This window comes from Pseudomonadota bacterium (assembly GCA_039028155.1).
Taxonomy (GTDB): Bacteria; Pseudomonadota; Alphaproteobacteria; order SP197; family SP197; genus JANQGO01.
Map to the genome: position 1 here is coordinate 85,394 of JBCCIS010000007.1, position 22,012 is coordinate 107,405.

The following is a 22,012-nucleotide window of genomic DNA, read 5'->3' on the forward strand; positions in this document are numbered from 1 at the left end:
GTTACACCATGAGGCGGCGGGCGCCAGGGCCGGGCGGGGATAACTCGCCCGGTATTCCGGGGTATCAGGCGGTCAGGCAGAGTCTGGCGGCGGCGTCCACGATGGCATCGGTGTCGATGCCGGCGACCCGGTAGAGGTCGATGATATCCGCCGACTGACCGAAGGTCTCGACGCCAAGGGACTGGGTCTTGTGGCGGCCGACGCCGGCCATCCACGACAGCGTCGCGGGATGGCCATCCAGGACCGTGATCAGGCCGGCATGGGCGGGCAGGCGCGAAAGCAGGGTCTCGACATGGCTGACGCCGGGATTGTGGCCGGCGCGCCGCTGGCGCCGCGCACCGTGCCATTCGGCCATCAGGCGATCCGCCGAGGTCACGGCCAAGAGGCCGACACCGGGGATGTCTTCGCGCAGCGCCTCGACCGCGGCGAGTGCTTCGGGTGTCACCGCGCCAGAGCACACGACGGCGATTTCCGTATCCGGGGCCGGTTCGACCAGCCAATAGCCGCCGGCCAGGATGTCGGCCGCCAGCCGACCGGTCATCTCCCGCGCTATCTGTTCGATCGGACGGGTTGACAGCCGCAGGTAAACCGAGCCGCCGTCCGCCTCCTGCATGTGGACGAATCCCCAGCGCATCATAACGGCCAGTTCGTCGGCAAACGCCGGCTCAAAGGAAGAGAGGCCAGGCTGCCCGATGCCAATCAGGGGCGTCATGACCGACTGATGCGCGCCGCCCTCCGGCGATAGGCTGATGCCCGACGGTGTGGCCACCAGCATGAAGCGTGCGTCCTGGTAACACGCATAGTTCAACGCATCGAGACCACGGGCGATGAAGGGGTCGTAGAGCGTACCGACCGGCAGGAGGCGGGTGCCGAACAGACTGTGCGACAGACCCAGCGAGGCCAGCAGAATGAACAGGTTGTTCTCGGCGATGCCCAACTCGATATGCTGACCTTTCTGGGATTTCGTCCAGGTCTGGGCCGACATGACGTTTTCCTTACGGAATACGTCGTCCCGGTCGCGCCGGTCGAACAGATGGCGCCGGTTGACCCAGGGCCCCAGGTTGGTCGAGACCGTGACATCAGGCGAGGTCGTCACGATGTGGCGCGCCAATTCGTCCTCGTCGCGGGCGATCTCGTTGAGTATCCGGCCGAACGCCTCCTGGGTCGACATGCTGGAGCTGCCGCCGCCGACCACGAGTTCCTCGGGGATCGCAATCGTCGGCGCGTCGTGACGGCGCGGAAAGGCCTTGGCGAACGCGACCTCGTCCAGAAACGCCTGGAGCTCATTGCCATCGATGTCCAAGCCGGCGAAACGGTCCCATTCCTCGCCTTCCGGCACAGCCATCTGGGTCCGGAAGCTCTCCATCTGCTCCGGACTCATAAGGCCCGCGTGATTGTCCTTGTGGCCGGCCAGCGGCAGGCCGTTGCCCTTGATGGTGTAGGCCAGAAAACAGCGCGGCCTGTCGTCGTCGACCGCGTCGAAGGCCTCGATCAGCGTCTCCAGGTCGTGGCCGGCCAGGTTCGTCATCAGGGCATGCAGCCCTTCATCGTCGTACTGGGCAATCAGCTTGGCGGTCGCCGTCTTCGGCTTGAAGACGTCGTTCAGGTGCTCGCGCCAGGCCGCGCCGCCCTTGAAGCAGAGCGCTGAATAGAGATCGTTTGGGCAGTCGGCGATCCAGTCCCTCAACGCCTCGCCGCCGGGCTGGGCGAAGGCCGCTTCCTGCTTCTTGCCGTACTTCAGGATCGTGATTTCCCAGCCGACGGCCTCGAAGAACCCTTCGATGCGGCCAAAGAGCTCGTCGGAGACGACGCTGTCCAGGCTCTGGCGGTTATAGTCGATGATCCACCAGACGTTGCGGATCTGGTGTTTCCAGCTTTCCAGCAGCGCCTCGTAGATATTGCCTTCGTCGAGTTCCGCATCGCCAACGAGCGCGATCATGCGGCCCGGTTCGACACCCTTGGGCAGCATCTCCTTCATCGCCAGGTAGTCCTGGACCAGCGCCGAGAACGAGGTCATAGCGACACCCAGCCCGACCGAGCCGGTCGAGAAGTCGACGTCGTCGTTGTCCTTGGTGCGCGAGGGATAGGCCTGCACGCCACCGAGCGCGCGGAACTTTTCCAAGGGCTCGCGTTCCTGGTGACCCAGCAGATACTGGATCGCGTGGAACACCGGGCTCGCATGGGGCTTGACCGCGACGCGGTCCTCCGGCTTCAGGACGTGGAAATAGAGCGCGGTCATGATCTGGACCATCGAGGCGCAGGACGCCTGGTGACCGCCGACCTTCAGGCCATCGCGCTTGGGGCGCAGGTGGTTGGCGTTGTGGATCATCCAACTCGCCAGCCACAGGATTTTCCGCTCAAGAGCGCTAAGGCATGCCAGTTCATCGGCATCAAGCGCGGTCGAGGGTGGGACAATACCAGCGCGAATGGGCGTGACGCTCATGGCGTGCCTCGTCGGGTTTGCGATAGCGTGGACGCCATCCTAGAGGCGGCAATCCGGCACGTCAGTGCGAAGAAACCTGTTCAATCCACAAACTGCGCAATAAGATGCCGTATGAGCGTAGAATAGAGCAAGGATTCGCCATGGACCGGTTCGATCGCAGAATTCTGGAGAACCTGCAGCACGATGGCCGTGCGACAAACGTGGAGCTGGCCAGCCAGGTCGGCTTGTCGCCGTCGCCCTGCCTGCGGCGGGTGCGCGAACTGGAGAAAGCGGGCGTCATCCGCCAATACGTCGCGCTTCTGGAGCCGTCCGAGGTCGGCATCGGCGTCAGCGTGTTTGCCCAGGTCTCGCTGGAACGTCAGATTGAGGCTCTGCTCGAGGCTTTCGAGGAAGCCGTGCGCGCCAGGCCTGAGGTCGTCGAGTGTTATCTGATGACCGGCGATCACGATTATCTGCTGCGCATCGTCGTACCCGATCTCAACGCCTATCGCAGCTTCGTGCTGGATCATCTCTCGAAGGCGCCGGGTGTCTCTAACATTAGATCCAGTTTCGCGTTGAAGCAGGTGAAGTACTCGACCGCGCTGCCGCTCGATCACATGGACGTTCCTGTCTAGATCAAAGCCGCATGATTGATGTAATGGCGGTCAAACATGCTCTAGTCTCCGGCCTCTAATGATCGACGAGGTTCTTGATGGACTGCTTTGCCGCAGCCGGGGACGAGGTTGTCCCACTCATTCTCCTGACGCCGGAGCGGTTGGGGGAGTGGCTGGAGGCTGCCTCCGCGCGCGATGCCGCGTGGGTCCGCGCCAACAAGTTTGAAGCCAAGGAACACACCCATCTCTTGATCCCGTCGGCCAGCGGTGATGTCGAACAGGTGCTGGTCGGCGTGGGCGGCGGCAGCAATGTCTTTTCTCTCGGGAGCCTGCCGGGCGCGCTGCCGGCGAACCTGGTCTACGACGTCGACGGTGCGCTCGGCTCCAGCGAGGCGAACGATCTGGCGCTCGGTTGGGCGCTGGGCAGCTACCGTTTCACGCGCTACCGCGACGCCGAGCCGTGTGCGAGACTGACGATCCCCGGTGAAGCCAGCGAAGAACGGGTGACCGCCATGGCCGAGAGCCTCTGTTTGGGTCGCGACCTCATCAACACACCGGCGGAAGACATGGGGCCGGAGGAACTTGCCGAGGCGGCGGAGGGGCTCGCCGATCGCTGCGGCGCGACGTGCGAGATTACGGTCGGCGACGAGTTGCTGACCCACAACTACCCGTCGATCCACACAGTCGGCCGGGCAAGCCATCGGCCCCCGCGCCTCATCGACATTCGTTGGGGCGACAAAGCTGCACCCAAGCTGACCCTGGTCGGCAAGGGCGTGTGTTTTGATTCAGGCGGCCTGGACCTGAAGCCGGCTAGCGGCATGAAGCTCATGAAGAAGGATATGGGCGGCAGCGCCAGTGTGCTCGCTCTGGCCGGCATGATCATGCGGCTAGGCCTGAAGGTGCGGTTACGGGTCTTGGTGCCGGCCGTCGAGAACAGTGTCGCGGGCAACGCCTACCGCCCGCTTGATGTCATCACGACGCGCAAGGGCATCACCATCGAAATCGGCAACACCGACGCGGAAGGTCGCGTCATCATGTGCGACGCGCTGGCCGAAGCATCGACCGAGAAGCCCGATCTGCTGATCGATATGGCGACGCTCACCGGTGCCGCGCGTGTCGCACTTGGTCCCGACCTGCCGGCTTTTTTCTGCAATGACGACGACCTAGCCGACACCATCCGCAGAGCTGGCGCCGACCACATGGATCCCGCCTGGCGCTTGCCGCTCTGGCAGCCCTATCAGAAGATGATCAAAGGCGACGTCGCCGACATCAACAACGCGGGCTCAGGCCCAGGCGCGGGCGCTATCACCGCGGCGCTGTTCCTGCAGCACTTTGTCGATGACGGGATCCCGTGGGCGCACTTCGACATCATGGGATGGAACCTCAGCGGCCGGCCCGGCCGTCCGGCAGGCGGTGAGCCGATGGCCGTGCGCGGCTTGTTCGCCATGTTGGAAGAACGCTACGGGCGATAGTCCATCATGCTGTCTTGTTTCGCCGCCGATACGCCCGACGCGCTGCCGATCCATCTGGTTGGCACAGGCGACCTGACCAGTTGGTTGGACGCGCAACCGGCGCGTTTGTCGACCTGGGTCAAGGATATGGGTTTTGACGCCAAGGCCGGTGCGTGGTGCGGGCTGCCCGGCATACAGGGCGGGCTGGAAGGGGTCGTGGCTGGTCTGGGTGAGACACCGAATGTCTGGACCACCGGTAGTCTCGCGCACGCGTTGCCGCCGGGTGACTACCGCCTTGCGCCGGCGCCGTCGCAAGGCGCATCGTTCTATCTGGGCTGGGCGCTCGGTGCTTATCGTTTTGCACGCTATCGCCAAGCGCCACGTGACGCCGCGCGCCTGGTGCTGCCGGAGGCTGATGCGATCGACCGCGCCGAACGGATCGCCGAAGCGGTCTGGATGGCGCGTGATCTCATCAACACGCCGGCCGAAGACATGGGCCCCGGCGACGTGGCCGCTGCTGCCGCCGACATGGCGGCGGTCTTCAATGCGACTTTCCGTGTTATCGAGGGTGACGCGCTGCTGGATGCCAACTACCCGGCGATCCATGCGGTCGGGCGGGCCAGCAGCCGGCCGCCACGGCTCATCGACGTGACGTGGGGCAGGGCCGGCGCGCCGGCGGTGACGCTGGTCGGCAAGGGTGTGTGTATCGACACCGGCGGTCTGAACTTGAAGACCGCCGCGGGCATGCTGCGCATGAAGAAGGATATGGGTGGGGCCGCCGCGGTCCTGGCGGTAGCGCGCATGGTGATGGGCGAGGGGCTCGATGTGCATCTGCGCGTTCTGATTCCCGCGGTCGATAACGCGGTGGATGGCAACGCCTATCGTCCGATGGATGTCATCAGGACGCGCAAGGGCACGGCCATCGAGATCGGCGATACCGATGCTGAAGGCCGCGTCATCCTGGCCGACGCGTTGGCTGCCGCGTCCGAAGAGACACCGGACCTGGTGATCGACATGGCGACGCTGACGGGGGCGGCGCGTGTCGCCCTTGGTCCCGACCTGCCGGCGCTCTTTGCCAACGACGAGACGATCTCGGACGGTATCATCGATCTGTCGCACGAGATCGGCGACGGCATGTGGCCGATCCCGATCTGGGGCGACTACCGCGAGAAGATGGCAAGTAGCATTGCCGATACCAACACGATCGCGGGGTGGCCCTTCGCCGATCACATTCAAGCAGCGCTGTTTCTTGAGACGTTTGTCGGCACCGAGGTGCCGTGGCTTCATATCGACACGCTCTGCTGGAACCTGAGCGATCGCCCGGGCAGGCCAAAGGGCGCCGACGTCCAGGGCGCACGGGCCGTGTTCGAATTCTTGTGTCGCCGCTATGGAGGTTCGTCATGATTGCGTTTGACGGCAAGGTCGTCCTGGTGACCGGCGGCGCGCGGGGCATTGGTGCCGCCACCGTGCGTGCGAGGGCGGGCGCCGGCGCCCGCGTCGTCATTCATTACGTCCGCAATCGCGAAGCCGCTGCCGCGCTGGCGGCAGAGTTTGGGAACGGGTCGACCCATCTCGTCCAGGGCGATTTGGCGGACCCGGCGGCGACGGAGGCGATCTGGTCCGAAGCGCTCGCCTGGCAGGGTCACATCGATGTGCTGGTCAACAATGCCGGCATCTACGAACCCGCCGATCCGGACGGCGACCTCGATGCCTTCCTGGCGTCGTGGGACCGCACATTGCGGGTCAACCTGACGGCGGCAGCCCAGCTATGCCGTCACGCCGTCAGCCATTTTCGAACGCGCGGTGGCGGCACCATCGTCAACGTCGCGAGCCGGGCGGCGTTCCGTGGCGATGACTATGACCGCATGAACTACGCGGCGTCCAAAGGCGGTCTTGTCGCGCTCACCCGATCGATCGCGCGCAAGTGCGCCCACTGGGACGTGCTCGCCTATACGGTGGCGCCGGGTTTTGTCGCGACCGACATGGTCGACGACATCATCGAGCAGGACGGCATGGACGACATGATCAAGGACGTGCCGCTGGGTGCCATCGCACCGGCGGAGGATGTCGGCAACACCATTGCGTTCCTGGCCAGCGGACTGGCGTCGCACGCGACCGGCACGACCGTCGACATCAACGGCGCGTCGCACATCAGATAGCACCAGGATTGCTGTCATCCGCGATCGATGCGGCACTGGAAACAGTTATTGCTTGCCGACCGCACATGGACGAAAGCGACCTCGTCGTTGGTTAGCAGCTCTTCCGCCCGCGCGGCGATGCCGTCGGTCGGTACGACCGTACCCGTGCCATACATGATCTCCTCATCCGCATCGTAACCCCGCACGATGTAGTTGGGGCTGGACAGGATTGGTGGCGGCGCATCGCTGGGTTGGGCGCGTGCGCAGGGTTCGGCATGCAGAAAGATCGGCCCGGTCTCAGCGTAGGGCTGAAGCGATTCGAAAGGGCGGTAAGCCATGACGAGATACCGGTCACCCGCTTCAATGTTCCGCAGGCAATGGCGACAGGGAACGCCGACACCGTCGGACAGGCGGCGGTCGGGTGCATGGCCATAGGCGTCCGTTCCGCCGTTTTGCAGAAGTCTGACGGCTTCGGTGGGCAAGGCTTCAAATCGAATGGTCATAACACCTCCGGATACTGTTTGAGGTGTTTGAGCTAACGTTGAATCCGATTGGTCGCCACCCGGTTCTTGCGCTCAACGGAGACGACCTAAACGTAGATCATCTTCCGAGTCATGCCGCCGTCGATCGTGATATTGGAGCCGGTGATGAAACCGGCGGCATCCGACAACAGGTAAAGCGCCATGCCGGCAATGTCCTGGGGTTCGCCGACCCGGCCGCTCCAATGCTGGTCGTGGTCCTCGCGCGCCAGGTCGGGCTCGCTACGCTTGGTCGGTTTTTGCCAGGCTTGTGTCGCGATCCAGCCGGGGCTGATGCAATTGACGCGCACGTCCGGCGCCAGGCTCGCTGCGAGCGCATGGGTCAGGCCAAAGACGCCGCCCTTCGATGCGGAATAGGCTTCGGTGTCGGCCTCCGACATGAACGCGCGAGTCGAGGCGAGGTTGACCATGGCGCCTTTCGCCAAGCGCAGGTGAGGCGCGGCATGTTTGGCGCAGATGAAGGCGCCGGTCAGGTTGGTCGCGATGACATCCTGCCAATCGGCCAGGCTGAGCTCGGTGACCGGTCGGTTGCGGCTGATCGCGGCGTTGTTGACGAGGCCGTCGAGACGTCCGAAGTGTTTCATCGTCTGGTCGATCGTCTCGGCGACGCGCGCCTCGTCGTGGTTGGCGCCGGTCATGCCCAGCAGACGGTCGCCGGCATCGGTTTCCTCGCCGAGTGCCCGAAGCGCTTCGTCGTCAATATCCAGCACGGCAACCCGCGCGCCTTGCGCCAGGCAGCCCACGGTGATGGCTCTGCCGATACCTTGCGCGCCACCCGTCACGAACACCGTCTTGTCTTGCAAACTCTCATCCTCCGGCTTGTGCTCTGGCGAGGCATATCCCATAACGGCTGACTACGTCATCTCATAGTGGTGAGGGTGCCGATGCCAGAGGCGTTTATCTGTGATGCCGTGCGCACACCGTTCGGGCGCTTCGGTGGCGCGTTGTCGTCAGTACGTGCCGACGATCTGGCCGTCGTACCGCTCAAGGCATTGATGGCGCGTCATCCCAAGGTCGACTGGTCGGCGGTCGACGACGTTATCTACGGCAACGTCAACCAGGCCGGCGAAGACAACCGCAATGTCGCGCGCATGGCATCGCTGCTTGCCGGTCTCCCGGAGACGGTCTCAGGCGTCACGGTTAACCGCTTGTGCGGGTCCGGCCTCGAAGCGATGGCGCAGGCCGCCCGTTTGGTTCGTACCGGCGAGGCGGATCTTGTCATCGCCGGCGGGGTTGAGAGCATGTCGCGCGCGCCGTTCGTCATGCCCAAGGCCGACCAGGCGTTCTCGCGCAAGGCCGAGATCTACGACACGACAATCGGCTGGCGTTTCGTCAATCCGCTGATGAAAAAGCAGTTCGGCGTCGATGCCATGCCCGAGACGGCGGAGAACCTGGCCGAGGAGCGGCAGATCAGCCGCCAGGATCAGGACGCCTATGCCTGGCGCAGCCAACAACGCGCGGCCAAGGCCATGGCCGGTGGCCTGCTGGATGACGAACTGGTCCCGGTTGAGGTGCCCCAGCGCAAGCGCGACGCGATCGTCGTCAATACCGACGAGCACCCGCGCGGCGATACAGACCTCGATAAGCTCGCACGTCTACCGGCGCCGTTTCGCGATGGCGGCACGGTGACGGCCGGTAACGCATCGGGCGTCAACGATGGCGCGGGCGCGATGCTGATCGCGTCGGAAAACGCGCTGGCGGCACACGGACTGGAACCGCTGGCCCGCATTGCCGGCGCGGCGACCGCCGGCGTGGCGCCGCGCATCATGGGCATCGGCCCGGCACCGGCAATGCGCAAACTGCTGGATCGCCACGGCGTGGCGCTCGGCGATGTCGGCGTCATCGAGCTGAACGAAGCGTTCGCCGCTCAGGTTCTGGCGGTGACACGAGATCTCGGGCTCGCTGACGATGCCGAACACGTCAATCCCAATGGCGGGGCGATCGCCTACGGCCATCCGCTGGGCGCAAGCGGTATCCGTCTTGCCGCGACGGCGACCTATGAAATGCGTCGGCGCAACGAACGTTACGCTGCCGTCACCATGTGCATCGGCGTCGGCCAGGGTATCGCCGCGCTGCTCGAACAGGTCTGACGCTAAAGCGTCAATTGGAGGCTTCGGTTTCCTCGGCCTCGGTCTCGCGCTGCTCTTTCATGTAGGCCGCGGTTTCCTGCATGGCCTTCTTGCGTGCCGAGCAACCGCAGCCGCCGCCGTCGCGATAGACCTGTGGCTCGACGAACGTGCCGGCCCAGATGCCGGTGCCCGCTTCCGACGCCGCGGTTTCGCGAACGACGTAATCGTCATCGGTATCGGCGGCGGTAATGGCCAGACCTTCGTCCAGCATCAAGCCGGCCAAGTCGTCCTCGCCGGCCATGCAGCGATAGAGCGATTCGCCCTCGGTGCCGGTTCCCATCGGCTCGCAACTGACGTCGCGTCCCCCGATGATTTCTTCCAGCCGGTCGGCGGCGTCCCAGCCGCAGAACCAGGCTTCGTCGTCGACCGAGCAGGACTGGGTGATCTCCAACGCGTCGATGCCGTAAAGCGAGATCTCCTCGCCGTTGAGGCCCAGGGTATCACCGTCGACCACGGTGGCCGGGCCGGAGAGGCCGGCAAAGGCAAGTGACGGTGCAAGAACGGCGGCAAACGCCAATGCGCGCATCATGCGCCTCCTCTTGTTCATGTCGTTATTGTCTCAACAATGGCGCGAAACCGCCAAATTCTCCACGGAATTCGTCATCATAATTGTGTCAGCACGAAGACCAGCTCGTCTTCGCCCTCGATCTCATCGACCCGCCGACCCAGGCCAGCCGTCACCTTGGCGAAGCTGTCGCGATAGGTCGCCGCCATATTCTTGTCGCGTCCGCCAAGGGAGCGCACAGGATAGGTGACGACGATGGTTCGCGCCTTGATCTGTCGCAAAAGGCGAGCGCCGGCGCCGGTTTCCTGCTGATCCAGGCAGGGCAGGGTCTTCAGAACCAACGCGACATCGGCGTCTTTTTCCGGTGGGTCGACCAGGACGTCGCCTGCCTCGATACGGCCAGGCTGCCCGTAGAGGGCGCGAAATCGCTCGGCGACGGCCATCAGACGGGTGTCGATATCAATGGCGTCATAACGGCATTCGGCCGGCAGGCCCATCATCGGCAGGGCAAAGGGCGAGAAGCCACAGGCAATGTCGAGCACGCTGGCGGGCGCTCCGGTGACTTGCCAGAGCGCCCTGTAGAAGCTGCCCAGGCCGGCGAGGCGCTCCTTGCTGGACGCGTGGTGGCGCAGGATGGCATCGGCTGCCTGGGCGAGGGCGGCCTTGTCCGGACTGTCACCCAGCTCATCCACGGCCCGCTCCGCCAAGGCGACGGCGCCGGGGTCAAGGTAGGCGCCAAACACTTGATGCAGCTTGCGTTTGGCGGCCTTAGCCGCGTCTTTCGGACGCGGGTGACGGGCAATCGCCCAGACGGCGATCCGTTCGAGGGTTGGCTCGCATAGGGTGGCGTACTTGGCACTTTTGCGGAGGTCAGTGATGACCGCCTGACGAGGTTCGGCAATCATGGATTGGACGCCGTTTGGCGCAAACGTTCAATCATGGCCGCATAAAAACGGAGGTTCTGCTTGGTCGCCAATCGCTCTGCCGCGCTATCCTTGATCTTGAACAGGTGATGGAGATAGGCGCGTGAGGGGCCGCCCGAATCAAGGGTGGGATCAAGCGCCGTGTCATCGCGGGCATGCTCTTCATCTTCCACGTAAAGAAACGAGTAAAAATCCTTTTTGTTCAAATAGATAGTATCTAAGTCTGAAGTCACATAGAGGCGGCGCCGGCGGGCGTCTCTGGTTGCGATGGCGCAGTCGAAGAGCTGATAGCCCGCCCGCCACGCGGCTACCAGGTTGTCGGGTTTTCCGATGCCCAGCGCATGCTTGGGTACCTCGGGCGGCAGCAGCTCCGCGACACGGGCAACCATGTCGGTCAACCCGCCGTCCTCGGCGATCGGCCAGCCGCCGAAACCGAAACCGTCGAAGCCCATCTCCGCCAGCTCGTTTGCGCAGCGTTTGCGCAGGTCCGGATCGTTGCCGCCCTGGACGACAGCGAACAGCAGGGGCCGGTCGTTGACCGGACCGCCGGGTTCGCCGACGCGTGCGGTGAACTCGTCGCGGCAGCGTTTGGCCCAGGTAAGCGTGCGCGCGACGCTGGCCTTCTGCACCTCCGGGCTGTCGTCGGGATGGGTGCATTGGTCGAGGCAGAAGACGATGTCGGTGCCCAGTTCGATCTGATGGCGGATGCACTTCTCCGGCGTCAGCAGGTTCTTCGCACCCTTTTTTTCGTGGCGGTAGACGAAGCCTTTGTCGGTCACGCTGCCCAGCTTCGCGTTGGCGTGGGCGAGCGACCACGCTTGGAAACCGCCGGAGTCCGACGCGACGATGCCGTCCCAATCCATAAAGCGGTGAATGCCGCCAACCGCCTCCACCGTCGAGGTGCCGGGATTGGTGGAGAGGTGCAGGGCGTTCACCATGATCGCGTCGATGCCGCAGGCGGTCAGATCATCGCCGTCCAGACCGCGCACCACCGCGCGCGTGCCGTCGGGCAGAAATGCCGGCAGCTTGAGCGCGCCACGTCGCGTCTGAAGCGTCTTCATGCGGTCTCGGGCTCAGGCCGTATGAACTTCGGGTTGTTACCGGCGATGACGATCGTGACTTCGCCTCGCGGCGTCTCCTCGGCAAACCGTTCGGCGAGCTCGGAGATCCAGCCGCGCGCGACCTCCTCGAACATCTTGGTGAGCTCGATGCAGACGGCAGCCCGCCGGTCGCCCAGCGCGGCGAGCGCGTCGACCAGGAGCCCGCCGGTGCGGTGCGGCGATTCAAACAGGACGATGGTGTGCGGCATGGCCGCGTCGGCGGCCAGGAAGTTACGCCGCTTGCCTGACTTCTTCGGTGGGAAACCCTTGAACGTGAAGCTGGCGGCCGAGAGGCCTGAAACAGCAAGCGCAGTCTCGACCGCGCTCGGTCCGGGTATGACCTCGATGGCGTGGTCGTCCTCCAGCGCCATCTGCACCGCGCGGAAACCGGGGTCGCTGATGCCGGGCATGCCGGCGTCGGTCACAAGGCCGACCTTGCGCCCGTCGCGCAACAGCCCGGCGATGCGTTTGACCGCCAGCTCCTCGTTGTGGTCGTGGCAGGCGAAGATCGTCTTGGGACTTGAGAGCTGGAAGTGCTCATAGATCTTGCGGGTGCGCCTTGTGTCTTCGCACGCTAACGCATCGAGATCACCCAGCGTCGTCAAGACGCGCTGGCTGATATCGTCGAGATTGCCGATCGGCGTGCCGATCAAAAAAAGCGTGCCGGTCATCCCGGAATCCCATTCGCCTGCTTGATCCGGGATGGCGCCCGGGCTTCGAAGCGCCATCCACTCTGTGGCGCCCAGGTCCAGGACCGTATCACAAGAGGAAGCCGACGCGGTCCCGCCAAATCTGATCGTTTGGTCGCGTGGCTGATCCGCACCACCTAGCCGAAGCGATCCGGTATCTCATCCGGTCGATGCCGGGACCATACAGGCGCCGTCGTTGGCCTTGCGGCGACCGCGGCCGTGAGCTGCTCAATCTTGGGCAAATGCTCAACACGCCAGCTATCTTGCTGCGCCCAGCGGCTAACGACCGCAATGTAGATGTCGGTGAGACAGAAACCGGACTGCAGGAAGTATGGGGTTCCCGCCGTCTCGTTTTCGACGAGCAGCCAACGCCGCCGCCATATGGAGCGCGCGATGTCGCGCACCCCAGCCGCAGTTTCCTCGGTTGGAGAGAACCGCTCGGGATAGTCATTGATCTCGACGATCGGGTAGATCTCGGTCGCAATGAACAACAACCAACGCAACGCAAGAGCCCTGTCGGTTTCGTCCTTCGGCAGCAGCGCCGCTTCCGGGTGACGCTCATCAAGCGTCAGAAGAATGGCGACGGACTCCGTCAGCGTCTCGCCGGCTGGTGTGACGAGGGCAGGGATCTTTTGCTGGGGATTGATGGACGCATAGCTCTCGTCGCGCTGGGCGTTAGACTCGAGATCAATATCGCGAACCTCATAGTCAACACCGATTTCCGCTAGCGCCATCTCCACAGTCAGAGACCCCGACCGTCGGTGCCCATACAAAACATACGTCATTCAAGCAGATCCTCTTCTCTCCAACCTATCGCACCACGTCCGCAACCGCTGGCATAACAGCAGCCGCACCCCTCGGCCACGGCGTAGAGCTCTGGCAGCACCGTCAGGACGCGCTGAATGATCGCATCCAGATTTGCCGATCGACGTAGCAATCAAAAACGAGTGTCGGTCACGCCGGAACCCCACTCCCCTGCTTGACGTCCGTTTGCGCCTGGGCTTCGATGCGCCACCCAATTCCTGGTGCCCAGTTCCATGACCGTATCACAAGAGGCGATGAACGCCTTGCTTCGCCCACGCACGATCGCCGTGGTGGGCGCTTCGACGCGCGAAGGCGCCGTCGGCCGGGCCGTTATGACCCATGGCGCGGGTCCACGGTTCACCGGCCAGCTCTTCGGCATCCACCCCACCAACGACACCGCCGTCGGGCACCCTTGCGTGCCCCGGTTCGACGATCTGCCGCAGCCCGCCGATTGCGCCGTCATGGCCGTCGGCGACAACCGGATCGAGGCGGCGATGACCGAGGCTGCCGAAGCTGGCGTCAAGGCGGCGGTGCTCTTAGGCCGCCTTTATGAGGACCCGCCCGGTGATCCGCCGCTGAGAGACCGTGTCGCGGCGATCGCACGCGAGGCCGGCATGGCCGTATGCGGCGCCAACTGCATGGGCCTCTTCAACGCCCTCGATGACGTCTGGCTCTCGATGACGCACTTGGCGGGCAATGACGAGCCGGGATCGGTCGCGCTTCTATCCCATAGCGGCTCGACCTGGTCGGGAGTCGGTGCCAGCCAGCGCCAGGCGGGCTTTGCGTTCGGTGTCTCTGTCGGCAACGAGGTCGCGACGACCATGGCCGACTACATCCACCATCTTTGCGGTGAGCCGGACGTCAAAGCGATTGCCTGCGTCATGGAAGCAGTACGCGATCCCGAGAACTTCATCGCGGCGGTCGAGCGGGCCGACGACAAGGGCCTGCCGGTCGTCGTGCTCAAGCTTGGCCGCACGGAGAAGTCCCAGGCGTTCGCGTTTTCCCACAGCGGCGCGCTGTCGGGTTCGGACGCCGCCTATGACGCTGTCTTCCGCCGCCACAATCTGATCCGGGTGCGTAATCTAGACGAGATGCTGGACACACTCGAGATGATGACCTGTGGTCGCGCGCCGGCAACCTGTCAACTGGGCGTTCAAACCGACAGCGGCGGTGAGCGCCAATTGATCGTTGACCTTGCCGCCGATATCGGTGTCGAACTGGCCGAACTCGAGGCGCCGACGCGCGCGCGTTTGGAAGCGGTGCTGGATCCCGGCCTGGAGCCGGAGAACCCGGTCGACTATTGGGGCGAGCGCGGGTTCGAGGTGCTGCCCCAGATCGCGCCGATCCTGGCCGAGGATCCGCAAGTCGGCGCCGTCATCATCGCCACCAACATGGTGCCCGATCGCCGCATTCTCTATGACTCCGCCAACGCGATGGCGGCGCTGCACCAGTCGAGCGACAAGCCGTGCGCGCTGCTCGGCAACCTGCACAGCACGATCGACCGCGTCGAAGCCGCGCGGCTTCGCGCGCTCGGCGTGCCTGTGCTGATGGGCACCGAGACTGGCCTTCTGGCGCTGCGCCATTTCTTCCGGTGGCACCGCAAGCGGTCGGAGACCAAGCCGCCGCCGAGCCCCGGCGATGACGTTGTCGCCACTTGGCGAGGGCGGCTGGCTAAGGGTTCTGTGACCAGTGAGCACGCGCTTGCCATGATCGCGGCGTGGGGCGTCGCCATACCCGCGATGCGCGAGGCCGTGACATCGGACGAGGCGTGTGCGGCAGCCGACGACCTCGGCTACCCCGTCGTCATGAAAACGGCGCGTGCCGACATCGCCCATAAGTCAGATGTCGGCGGCGTCGTGGTCGGCTTGGATGACAGTGCGGCGGTCGCCGAAGCCTATCGAGCCATGAGCGCGAAGCTCGGTCCGGCGGTGACGTTGCAGCGGCAGGCCAAGGGCGGCACGGAGATCATCGTCGGCGTCGTCGACGATCCGACATTCGGTCCGGTGATGACCGTCGGCCTGGGCGGTGTTTTCGTTGAGATCTTTCGCGACACCGTCTGTTTCCTGCCGCCGGTCGATGCGGCCGAAGCGCGTCGTCTTCTGGAGGGGCTCAAGGCCTATCCGTTGCTGACCGGCGCGCGCGGGCGCGAGCCCGCCGACCTCGACAGTCTCGCGGATGTGGTGGCGCGGCTTTCCGGACTTGCCGCTGATCTCGCCGGATCGATCGCGGAGATGGACGTGAACCCGGTTCTGGTGTCCGGTGGTGGTGCGGTGGCGGTTGACGCGCTGGTGTTGCCTGCCGGTGGAGGAGACGAGCTATGAGCTATGAAGCGATTTCCGTCGAACGTGAGGGCGCGGTCGGCATCCTGACCTTCGAGCGAGAGAAGGTGTTGAACGCGTTCAACCACACCCTGATCGAGGAGACCAACGGCGCCATGGCGGCGTTCACCGCCGATGACGCGGTGCGGGCGATCCTGGTCAAGGGTGCGGGCCGCGCGTTTTCCGCCGGCTTCGATCTCGCCGCCTCGACGGGACGTAAACTGGAGACGCCGGCAGCGTGGGAAGACGTGCTGCGCTTCGATCTGGATTTCATTATGCAGTTCTGGGATTGCCCCAAGCCGACCGTCTCGGCGGTGCACGGCTATTGCCTGGCGGGCGCGTTCGAGCTGGCGCTTGCCTGCGACGTGACAGTCGCCGCCGAGAGCACCCGCTTTGGCGAGCCGGAGGTGCGCTTTAGCTCCGGCATCGTCGCCATGCTGATGCCGTGGATGACCGGTCCGAAACAGGCCAAGGAGCTGCTGCTGACCGGCAACGACAAGATCACCGCCCAGCAGGCCTATGACTTCGGCCTGGTCAACCGCGTCGTGCCCGATGGCGAGGAGGTCGCCGCGGCGATGGCGATGGCCGAGGACATGGCCGCTGCCGCCGCCCATTCGGTTCGGATGACCAAACGGGCGATCAACCGGACCTACGATATGATGGGCATGCGAGACGCACTGCAGATGGCGCTCGACATGGATGTCCTGATCGAGTCGACCATGACCGACGAAAAGGCCGAGTTCAAACGCATCCGCGAGGAAGAGGGCTTGAAGGCGGCCCTGGCCTGGCGCGACGCCAAATTCAGGCGCTAGAAAGTCGTCTGGATGCTGTAACGGCGATCACAGATTGGCCCTTGCGAGGCATGCACTTACATCATGGGAGTCATGATGTTTTTCCCATGGTGCCGCGCACCGCGAATGCACATGTTCGCCTTATTGGACGTCGCGATCCCGCGACGCCTTTGGATAAGGGACAAGGCCAATGGCTACCATGTTTGACAACCTGCGCCGTGGCTGGCGCATTCGGTCGACCCGCCGCGAGCTTTCCCGGCTCACCGATGCACAGCTCCACGACATCGGTATTCATCGCGGTCAGATTTCCAGTTTCGCTCGCGACACCAAATTCAACAGCAACTGAATCGACCCATGACTATCGAACCCGAAAGGGCCCCGGCAGCGTAACGCCCGGGGCCCTTTCTGATTCCAGGTGTCGATGGATCCTTCGGCATCACCGGCCGACTCCCCTCTCGACCACCCATCGCGGCATCCTGGGGGACCGGGAGGAAAGCGGGCAGGTGCCGTCTAGGCCGTTGGTGTTCTAAGCCGCGGAGAGCTGCTCTCGATTATGAGCCATCGTGTAATCGATCGCCGGTCCTGCCGGGACGACACGGGTCGGGTTGATCGTCGTGTGGCTCCAATAGTAGTGGACTTTGATGTGATCCATGTTGACGGTCTCGGCGACGCCCGGCACCTGATAGAGTTCCAGCATGTAGTTCCAGATGCTCGGCAGCGTGTTAAGCCGCTGGCGGTTGCACTTGAAGTGGCCGTGGTAGACCGGATCGAAGCGGATGAGGGTAGTGAACAGACGCCAGTCCGCTTCGGTCAGTCGGTCGCCAATCAGATAGCGCTGCTTCGATAACCGGTCCTCGACCCAGTCGAGCGTGCGAAACAGGTCCTCAAAGGCCTCCTCATAGGCGTCTTGGGTCGTCGCGAACCCCACCCGGTAGACCCCATTGTTGATGTTGTCGTAGATCGGCTGGTTGACCGCCTCAATCGCCTCGCGCAGGTCGCTCGGCCAAAGGTCGATACTCGTGTCCGCACCCAGGCCGTCGAACGCGCCGTTCAGCATGCGGATGATTTCCGAGGACTCGTTGCTGACGATCGTGCCGGTCTGCTTGTCCCATAGGATTGGCACGGTGACGCGGCCGGTCATACCGGGTCGGGCTTTGGTGTAGACCTCGTGCAGATGACGGGCGCCATTGACCGGGTCATCGGTGGCGCCAGGAAAGTCGCCGAAGACCCATCCCTCGCTGCCCATCCTGGGATCGACCACGGAGACGGTGATCATGTCTTCCAGCCCCTTGAGCTTACGCACGATCAGGGTCCGGTGGGCCCACGGACAGGCGAGGGAGACATAGAGATGGTATCGGCCGGCCTCGGCCTTGAAGCCGCTTGTGCCGTCGGCGCTCACCCAATCTCGAAAACCGGCTTCCTGGCGTTCGAAGCGGCCCGCGCTTTCGTCGGTGTCATACCACTTGTCATGCCAGGCACCGTCAATCAGCAGTCCCACGATAATCCTCCCTAGGCCGCAAGTTTGTGAGCGATTTCTGCGACATGCCGGCCCTGGTATCGCGCGATGGCAAGTTCACTGTCGCTCGGTTGGCGGCTGCCGTCTCCGGCGGCAAGGGTCGACGCGCCATAGGGCGAACCGCCGGTAATCTCGTCCATATCCAGCAGCCGTTTCTCGGCATAGGGCACGCCGACAACCACCATGCCCAGATGAAACAGCGTGGTGTGGAACGAGGTGATGGTGGTTTCCTGACCGCCATGTTGGGTGCCGGTCGAGACAAAGACGCTGCCGACCTTGCCGACCAGCTTGTCGGCCATCCACAAACCGCCGGTCTGGTCCAGGAAGTTACGCATCTGGGCCGCCATGTTGCCGAAGCGGGTCGGTGTACCAAAGATAATGGCGTCGTAATCGGCGAGTTCCTTCGGGTCGGCGAGGGGGGCGCTCTGGTCGAGCTTGGCGCCTGCCTTGACGGCAACGTCTTCGGGCATCAACTCCGGCACCCGCTTGATCGTTACCTCGACCCCGTCGACATCGCGCACGCCGTCGGCGACCGCGCCGGCCATGGTTTCGACGTGGCCATACGTGCTGTAGTAGAGCACCAGAACTTTGGTCATCAGATTGGCTCCTCGTTAAATCTGAGAAGCAGATGGGTCCAATCGATCGCCAGACAATCTGCGCAAATCGCAACGGATTGTTGCCAAACGGTTGACAGAGGGAGGCAGGTATGACGGTGACCGTCGACTTCTACTATGGGCTTTCCAGCCGGTACTCCTACCTGGCCGCGACCCAGATCGAGGCGCTTGAGGCCGACTACGATATCGACATCGTTTGGCACCCGATCAAGAGCAGCGCCCTGATGGACGCGCGCGAGCAGAATCCATTCACCGGCCCACCCGCGTCGGGCCAGTATGACTGGGATTACCGCCAGCGCGATGCCGAGGAATGGGCCGCGCTTTACGGCGTGCCCTTCGTCGAGCCGGTCGGCCGTCTGAGCTTCGACCGGGATCTGCCGAGCCTCGCGTGCTTGGCGGCGCGGCGGTTGGGTGCGGTGGTGGAGTACAGCCACGAGGTTTTTCGCCTGATGTTTGTCAGGCTCGGCGACGAGGTCGTCCGCGACGACTACGTGAGAGCGGCCGATGACATCGGGCTCGACAACGAGGCCTTCGTGGCGGCCTTCGACAGCGACGCGGTCAAGCAAGAGCACCAGGAGGAGATCAAAACGGCCAAGGTAAACGGCGTGTTCGGCGTACCGACGTTCCTGATCGGTGGCCGTCTCATCTGGGGCAATGACCGCCTGCCGCTGGTTCGCGGCGTTCTGGAGGGACGTATCTAGACAGACAAACGGCCGCGCCCGCCGGCAGAGGGGGAGGGGCTCCTTCCGGCGGGCGCAGCGGGCTGGATGGGTCAGGCCGCGTTAGCCCTCAGCATCCAGGCCGTCTTGTCGTGCTGGGTCATGCGCGCGACCATCATGTCGACGCTGACCTCGTCGCCGGCATCCTCGGCCGCGGCGCGTGCTTTGCCGGCGGAGCGTGACAGCGCCTCGTGATCGGCTGCCAGTGTCGCGACCATGGTCGGGGCGTCCATCGGCTCGTCGTTCTCGTCGATCGAGCGCAGCGTCGCGTAGGCGCGATAGCTCGCCGGCGCGGGCTCGCCAAGGGCGCGAATGCGCTCGGCGACTTCGTCGGCGGCCAGGAACAGCTCCTGATACTGCAAGCCGAACATCTCATGCAGGCTGTTGAACTGCGGGCCCGTCACGTTCCAGTGGAAACCTTGGGTCTTCAGCATCAACGTGTAGGTATCGGCCAGGACGCGGCCGAGCTCGTGGGCGACACGCCGGCTAGCGTCGTTGGAAATGGCGCTTGTCGTGGACATCGGGGCAACTCCATAATTAGAAGAATTCTAAGAAATATATGGTCGCCCATGGCGCGCGTTCAAGGGGCCGCAATGGGCTCCCGCGCGGTTTTCACAACACAGTTTCTGTGGGTCAGGAGGCGGCTGAGCGCACCTCAAACTCACGGCTTTCAAGTCCGAGCCACGTGTCCAAAAAACCGGGCACCCAGGCATCGACCAGGTGGTCGTATCGTTTGGCGCCGGCGATCTGCTCATGGGGCTGCTGCGCGCCGGGTTCGGACAGGTTTTCCGCCCCCTCCTTGGTCCACATCTCGATCATCTCGAGGGTGCATTCGGGATGAAACTGGACACCGTAGATCCGCTCGCCAATACGGTAGGCCTGGTTCGGGAAGTGGCCGCTTGCGCCCACCGCCAAGTGTTCGGCGCCCGCCGGCATGTCAAAGCCCTCGCCATGCCAATGGTAGACATAGCGCAGGTCGCCGATGACATCGCGCCCGGCCTCGGTCGGCGCGATCTTGCAAAAGCCGATCTCGTGCCAGCCCTCGTCATGGGGTTTGACCTCCGCGCCCAGGACCCGCGCCAGCATCTGCGCGCCCAGACAGACACCCAGGAACGGCACGTCGGCGGCCGTCAGCTTGTCGATCCAGCGCAGTTCCTTGGCGATAAAGTCCAGCTTGTCGTCGTCATTGGCGCTCATCGGGCCACCGAAGACGATCGCGCCGGCGACACCGTCAAAATCGGTCGGCAGCTCGTCGCCGGTCGGCAGGCAGTAGCGGACCTCCTCAAACCCCTTGGCGCGGATGTTGTCGCCAATACGCCCGGTTCTCGAGTAGTCGCCGTGAACGACGCAGATGACCTTGGTTTTTTCCATGGGCGTGCAGTCTGACGATCACGCGGGCGCGGTCAACTCTCCATGCGGGTAATGGGCCCGGTGCAAACGTGGCGCGCCAGAAACGCTTTCAATGTCAGAGCCTTAGGCAAGGGTTGATTCGTCCGGCCCCAGCTCGCGCACAAGGAAGCCCGCAGCGGTCAGGCGCCCGATAACGTCGACGACGTGATCGCGGTCCAGCGTTTCCAGGATGACGTCGAGGTCGGCCTGCTTGACCGGCAGACTGGAGAAGGCCCGCTGGTGATAGACCTCGATGATGTTGGCGTCGGCATTGCCGATGATGCCGGAGATCTTGGCCAGCGTGCCCGGCGCGTCGGGAATGGCGATGCGCAGCCGAACCATGCGGCCGTCACGCACGAGGCCTCGCTCGATGACCGCCGACAAAATACGAGAGTCGATGTTACCGCCGGTCAGGATCAGGCAGACCTTCCTGCCGGCGAACCGGTCGCTGTGGGCCAGGAGCGCGGCCAGCGGGGCCGCGCCGCTGCCTTCCGCCACGGACTTTTCAATTTCCAGCAGCATCTGGACGCCGTGTTCAAGCTGCTCCTCGCTGGTCAGGAAGATGTCGCTGACCAACTCACGCACGACGGGCATGGTGAGATCGCCCGGTGTCTTGACGGCGATGCCATCGGCCACCGTTCGTCCACCCGATGTCACCGGCATCCCTTGAAGCGCCTGGTACATGGAAGGGAAGAGCGAGGCTTCGACCCCGAAGATCTCGATCGCGGGCCGGATCGCCTTGGTGGCGATGGCGATCCCGGCAATCAGACCGCCGCCGCCGATCGGCACAATGACCGCGTCGAGGTCCGGCACGTCCTCCAGGATCTCCAGACCGACCGTTCCCTGGCCCGTCATGACCTTCTCGTCGTTATAGGGGTGGACGAAGGTCAGACCCTCGTCTTGGGCCAGTTTGTTGGCGTAGACCGCGGCATCGTCGATCGTCTCACCCGACAGGACGACGCGGGCACCGAACCGGCGCGTGTTCTTCACCTTCACCGTCGGCGAGCCCTCGGGCATGACGATGGTCGCGGCCAGGCCCAGGCGCTGCGCGTGATAGGCGACCGCCTGCGCGTGGTTGCCGGCCGACATGGCGACCACGCCCTTGGCCTGCTCGGCCTGGGTCAGGGACGACATTTTGATGAAAGCGCCGCGGTCCTTGAACGAGGCGGTGTACTGCAGGTTCTCGAACTTGACATAGACGTCGGCGCCGGAAATCTCCGACAACGTGCGTGAATGGCTGCAGGGCGTGCGCTCGACCTGGCCGACCAAGACCTGGGCAGCCTGGCGAATGTCCTCCAGGGTAACCGTCATGACAATCTCTCCGGTGAGGCGGCGACGGAATGTGCCGGAT

At 64.1% G+C, this 22,012-nt stretch carries 22 protein-coding genes; 9 read left to right on the plus strand and 13 right to left on the minus strand.

All coding sequences use genetic code 11. The features are described from left to right. Positions 1-64 precede the first annotated feature (64 nt). Complete coding sequence (locus AAF563_05775) at positions 65-2,443, minus strand: 1-deoxy-D-xylulose-5-phosphate synthase N-terminal domain-containing protein (protein ID MEM7120765.1); 2,379 nt, start codon at positions 2,441-2,443, stop codon at positions 65-67. 140 nt (positions 2,444-2,583) lie between these two features. Between AAF563_05775 and AAF563_05780 the strand changes: the two genes are divergently transcribed. The 4 genes from AAF563_05780 to AAF563_05795 all read left to right on the plus strand — a co-directional run bounded on the left by AAF563_05780 (position 2,584) and on the right by AAF563_05795 (position 6,646). Further along, on the plus strand, positions 2,584-3,057 hold the full coding sequence (locus AAF563_05780; protein MEM7120766.1) for an Lrp/AsnC family transcriptional regulator: 474 nt from the start codon (positions 2,584-2,586) through the stop codon (positions 3,055-3,057). A 77-nt stretch (positions 3,058-3,134) separates the two neighbouring features. Then, positions 3,135-4,508: a leucyl aminopeptidase family protein gene (locus tag AAF563_05785; protein ID MEM7120767.1), complete on the plus strand. Its 1,374-nt coding sequence runs from the start codon at positions 3,135-3,137 to the stop codon at positions 4,506-4,508. 6 nt (positions 4,509-4,514) lie between these two features. Next, positions 4,515-5,891, plus strand: coding sequence for a leucyl aminopeptidase family protein (locus AAF563_05790; GenBank protein ID MEM7120768.1), 1,377 nt, complete (start codon positions 4,515-4,517; stop codon positions 5,889-5,891). Then, a complete protein-coding gene (locus AAF563_05795) occupies positions 5,888-6,646 on the plus strand; it encodes an SDR family oxidoreductase (GenBank protein ID MEM7120769.1) in 759 nt (252 codons plus the stop codon). Before AAF563_05790 ends, AAF563_05795 begins: the two co-directional genes overlap by 4 nt. Positions 6,647-6,660: 14 nt before the next feature. Here the strand turns inward: AAF563_05795 and AAF563_05800 are convergent, their stop codons facing one another. Both AAF563_05800 and AAF563_05805 read right to left on the minus strand, forming a co-directional pair. Then, entirely contained in the window at positions 6,661-7,128 is a 468-nt protein-coding gene (locus AAF563_05800) for a DUF1203 domain-containing protein (GenBank protein ID MEM7120770.1), read from the minus strand. Between the two features lie 86 nt (positions 7,129-7,214). Beyond that, complete coding sequence (locus AAF563_05805; GenBank protein MEM7120771.1) at positions 7,215-8,009, minus strand: glucose 1-dehydrogenase; 795 nt, start codon at positions 8,007-8,009, stop codon at positions 7,215-7,217. Between the two features lie 39 nt (positions 8,010-8,048). Here AAF563_05805 and pcaF point away from each other — a divergent pair, with 39 nt between their 5' ends. Beyond that, the gene (gene pcaF, locus AAF563_05810) at positions 8,049-9,254 is read left to right on the plus strand and encodes a 3-oxoadipyl-CoA thiolase (GenBank protein MEM7120772.1); all 1,206 of its coding nucleotides are present in this window, start codon (positions 8,049-8,051) and stop codon (positions 9,252-9,254) included. Between the two features lie 10 nt (positions 9,255-9,264). On the opposite strand, the gene AAF563_05815 is transcribed toward pcaF, so the two are convergent. The 5 genes from AAF563_05815 to AAF563_05835 all read right to left on the minus strand — a co-directional run bounded on the left by AAF563_05815 (position 9,265) and on the right by AAF563_05835 (position 13,295). Next, positions 9,265-9,822 (minus strand): thermonuclease family protein, encoded by a 558-nt coding sequence (locus tag AAF563_05815; protein ID MEM7120773.1) that lies wholly within the window; start codon positions 9,820-9,822, stop codon positions 9,265-9,267. A 74-nt stretch (positions 9,823-9,896) separates the two neighbouring features. Then, positions 9,897-10,703, minus strand: coding sequence for a 16S rRNA methyltransferase (locus tag AAF563_05820; protein MEM7120774.1), 807 nt, complete (start codon positions 10,701-10,703; stop codon positions 9,897-9,899). Continuing rightward, entirely contained in the window at positions 10,700-11,782 is a 1,083-nt protein-coding gene (locus AAF563_05825; GenBank protein MEM7120775.1) for a tRNA guanosine(34) transglycosylase Tgt, read from the minus strand. Before AAF563_05825 ends, AAF563_05820 begins: the two co-directional genes overlap by 4 nt. After that, positions 11,779-12,492 carry a 16S rRNA (cytidine(1402)-2'-O)-methyltransferase gene (rsmI, locus tag AAF563_05830; GenBank protein ID MEM7120776.1) on the minus strand — a complete coding sequence of 238 codons (714 nt, stop codon included), beginning with the start codon at positions 12,490-12,492 and terminating at the stop codon, positions 11,779-11,781. Before rsmI ends, AAF563_05825 begins: the two co-directional genes overlap by 4 nt. A 155-nt stretch (positions 12,493-12,647) precedes the next feature. Further along, entirely contained in the window at positions 12,648-13,295 is a 648-nt protein-coding gene (locus tag AAF563_05835; protein MEM7120777.1) for a glutathione S-transferase family protein, read from the minus strand. Between the two features lie 252 nt (positions 13,296-13,547). Here AAF563_05835 and AAF563_05840 point away from each other — a divergent pair, with 252 nt between their 5' ends. The 3 genes from AAF563_05840 to AAF563_05850 all read left to right on the plus strand — a co-directional run bounded on the left by AAF563_05840 (position 13,548) and on the right by AAF563_05850 (position 16,769). Continuing rightward, complete coding sequence (locus AAF563_05840; protein MEM7120778.1) at positions 13,548-15,635, plus strand: acetate--CoA ligase family protein; 2,088 nt, start codon at positions 13,548-13,550, stop codon at positions 15,633-15,635. Then, complete coding sequence (locus tag AAF563_05845) at positions 15,632-16,444, plus strand: enoyl-CoA hydratase/isomerase family protein (protein MEM7120779.1); 813 nt, start codon at positions 15,632-15,634, stop codon at positions 16,442-16,444. The genes AAF563_05840 and AAF563_05845 overlap by 4 nt, the downstream gene beginning before the upstream one ends. A gap of 169 nt (positions 16,445-16,613) precedes the next feature. Further along, positions 16,614-16,769 (plus strand): DUF1127 domain-containing protein, encoded by a 156-nt coding sequence (locus AAF563_05850; protein ID MEM7120780.1) that lies wholly within the window; start codon positions 16,614-16,616, stop codon positions 16,767-16,769. A gap of 180 nt (positions 16,770-16,949) precedes the next feature. Here AAF563_05850 and AAF563_05855 read toward each other — a convergent pair whose 3' ends face one another. Beyond that, positions 16,950-17,921, minus strand: a complete 972-nt coding sequence (locus AAF563_05855) for a glutathione S-transferase family protein (protein MEM7120781.1) — start codon at positions 17,919-17,921, stop codon at positions 16,950-16,952. An 11-nt stretch (positions 17,922-17,932) separates the two neighbouring features. Beyond that, a complete protein-coding gene (gene wrbA, locus AAF563_05860) occupies positions 17,933-18,535 on the minus strand; it encodes an NAD(P)H:quinone oxidoreductase (GenBank protein ID MEM7120782.1) in 603 nt (200 codons plus the stop codon). A gap of 110 nt (positions 18,536-18,645) precedes the next feature. On the opposite strand from wrbA, the gene AAF563_05865 reads away from it, so the two are divergent. After that, on the plus strand, positions 18,646-19,254 hold the full coding sequence (locus AAF563_05865; GenBank protein MEM7120783.1) for a DsbA family protein: 609 nt from the start codon (positions 18,646-18,648) through the stop codon (positions 19,252-19,254). Between the two features lie 71 nt (positions 19,255-19,325). Here the strand turns inward: AAF563_05865 and AAF563_05870 are convergent, their stop codons facing one another. From AAF563_05870 to AAF563_05880, 3 genes are all read right to left on the minus strand, one after another. Continuing rightward, positions 19,326-19,793 (minus strand): DNA starvation/stationary phase protection protein, encoded by a 468-nt coding sequence (locus AAF563_05870; protein MEM7120784.1) that lies wholly within the window; start codon positions 19,791-19,793, stop codon positions 19,326-19,328. Between the two features lie 112 nt (positions 19,794-19,905). After that, positions 19,906-20,643, minus strand: a complete 738-nt coding sequence (locus AAF563_05875; protein ID MEM7120785.1) for a glutamine amidotransferase — start codon at positions 20,641-20,643, stop codon at positions 19,906-19,908. 102 nt (positions 20,644-20,745) lie between these two features. Then, complete coding sequence (locus AAF563_05880; GenBank protein ID MEM7120786.1) at positions 20,746-21,972, minus strand: threonine ammonia-lyase; 1,227 nt, start codon at positions 21,970-21,972, stop codon at positions 20,746-20,748. Positions 21,973-22,012 lie beyond the last annotated feature (40 nt).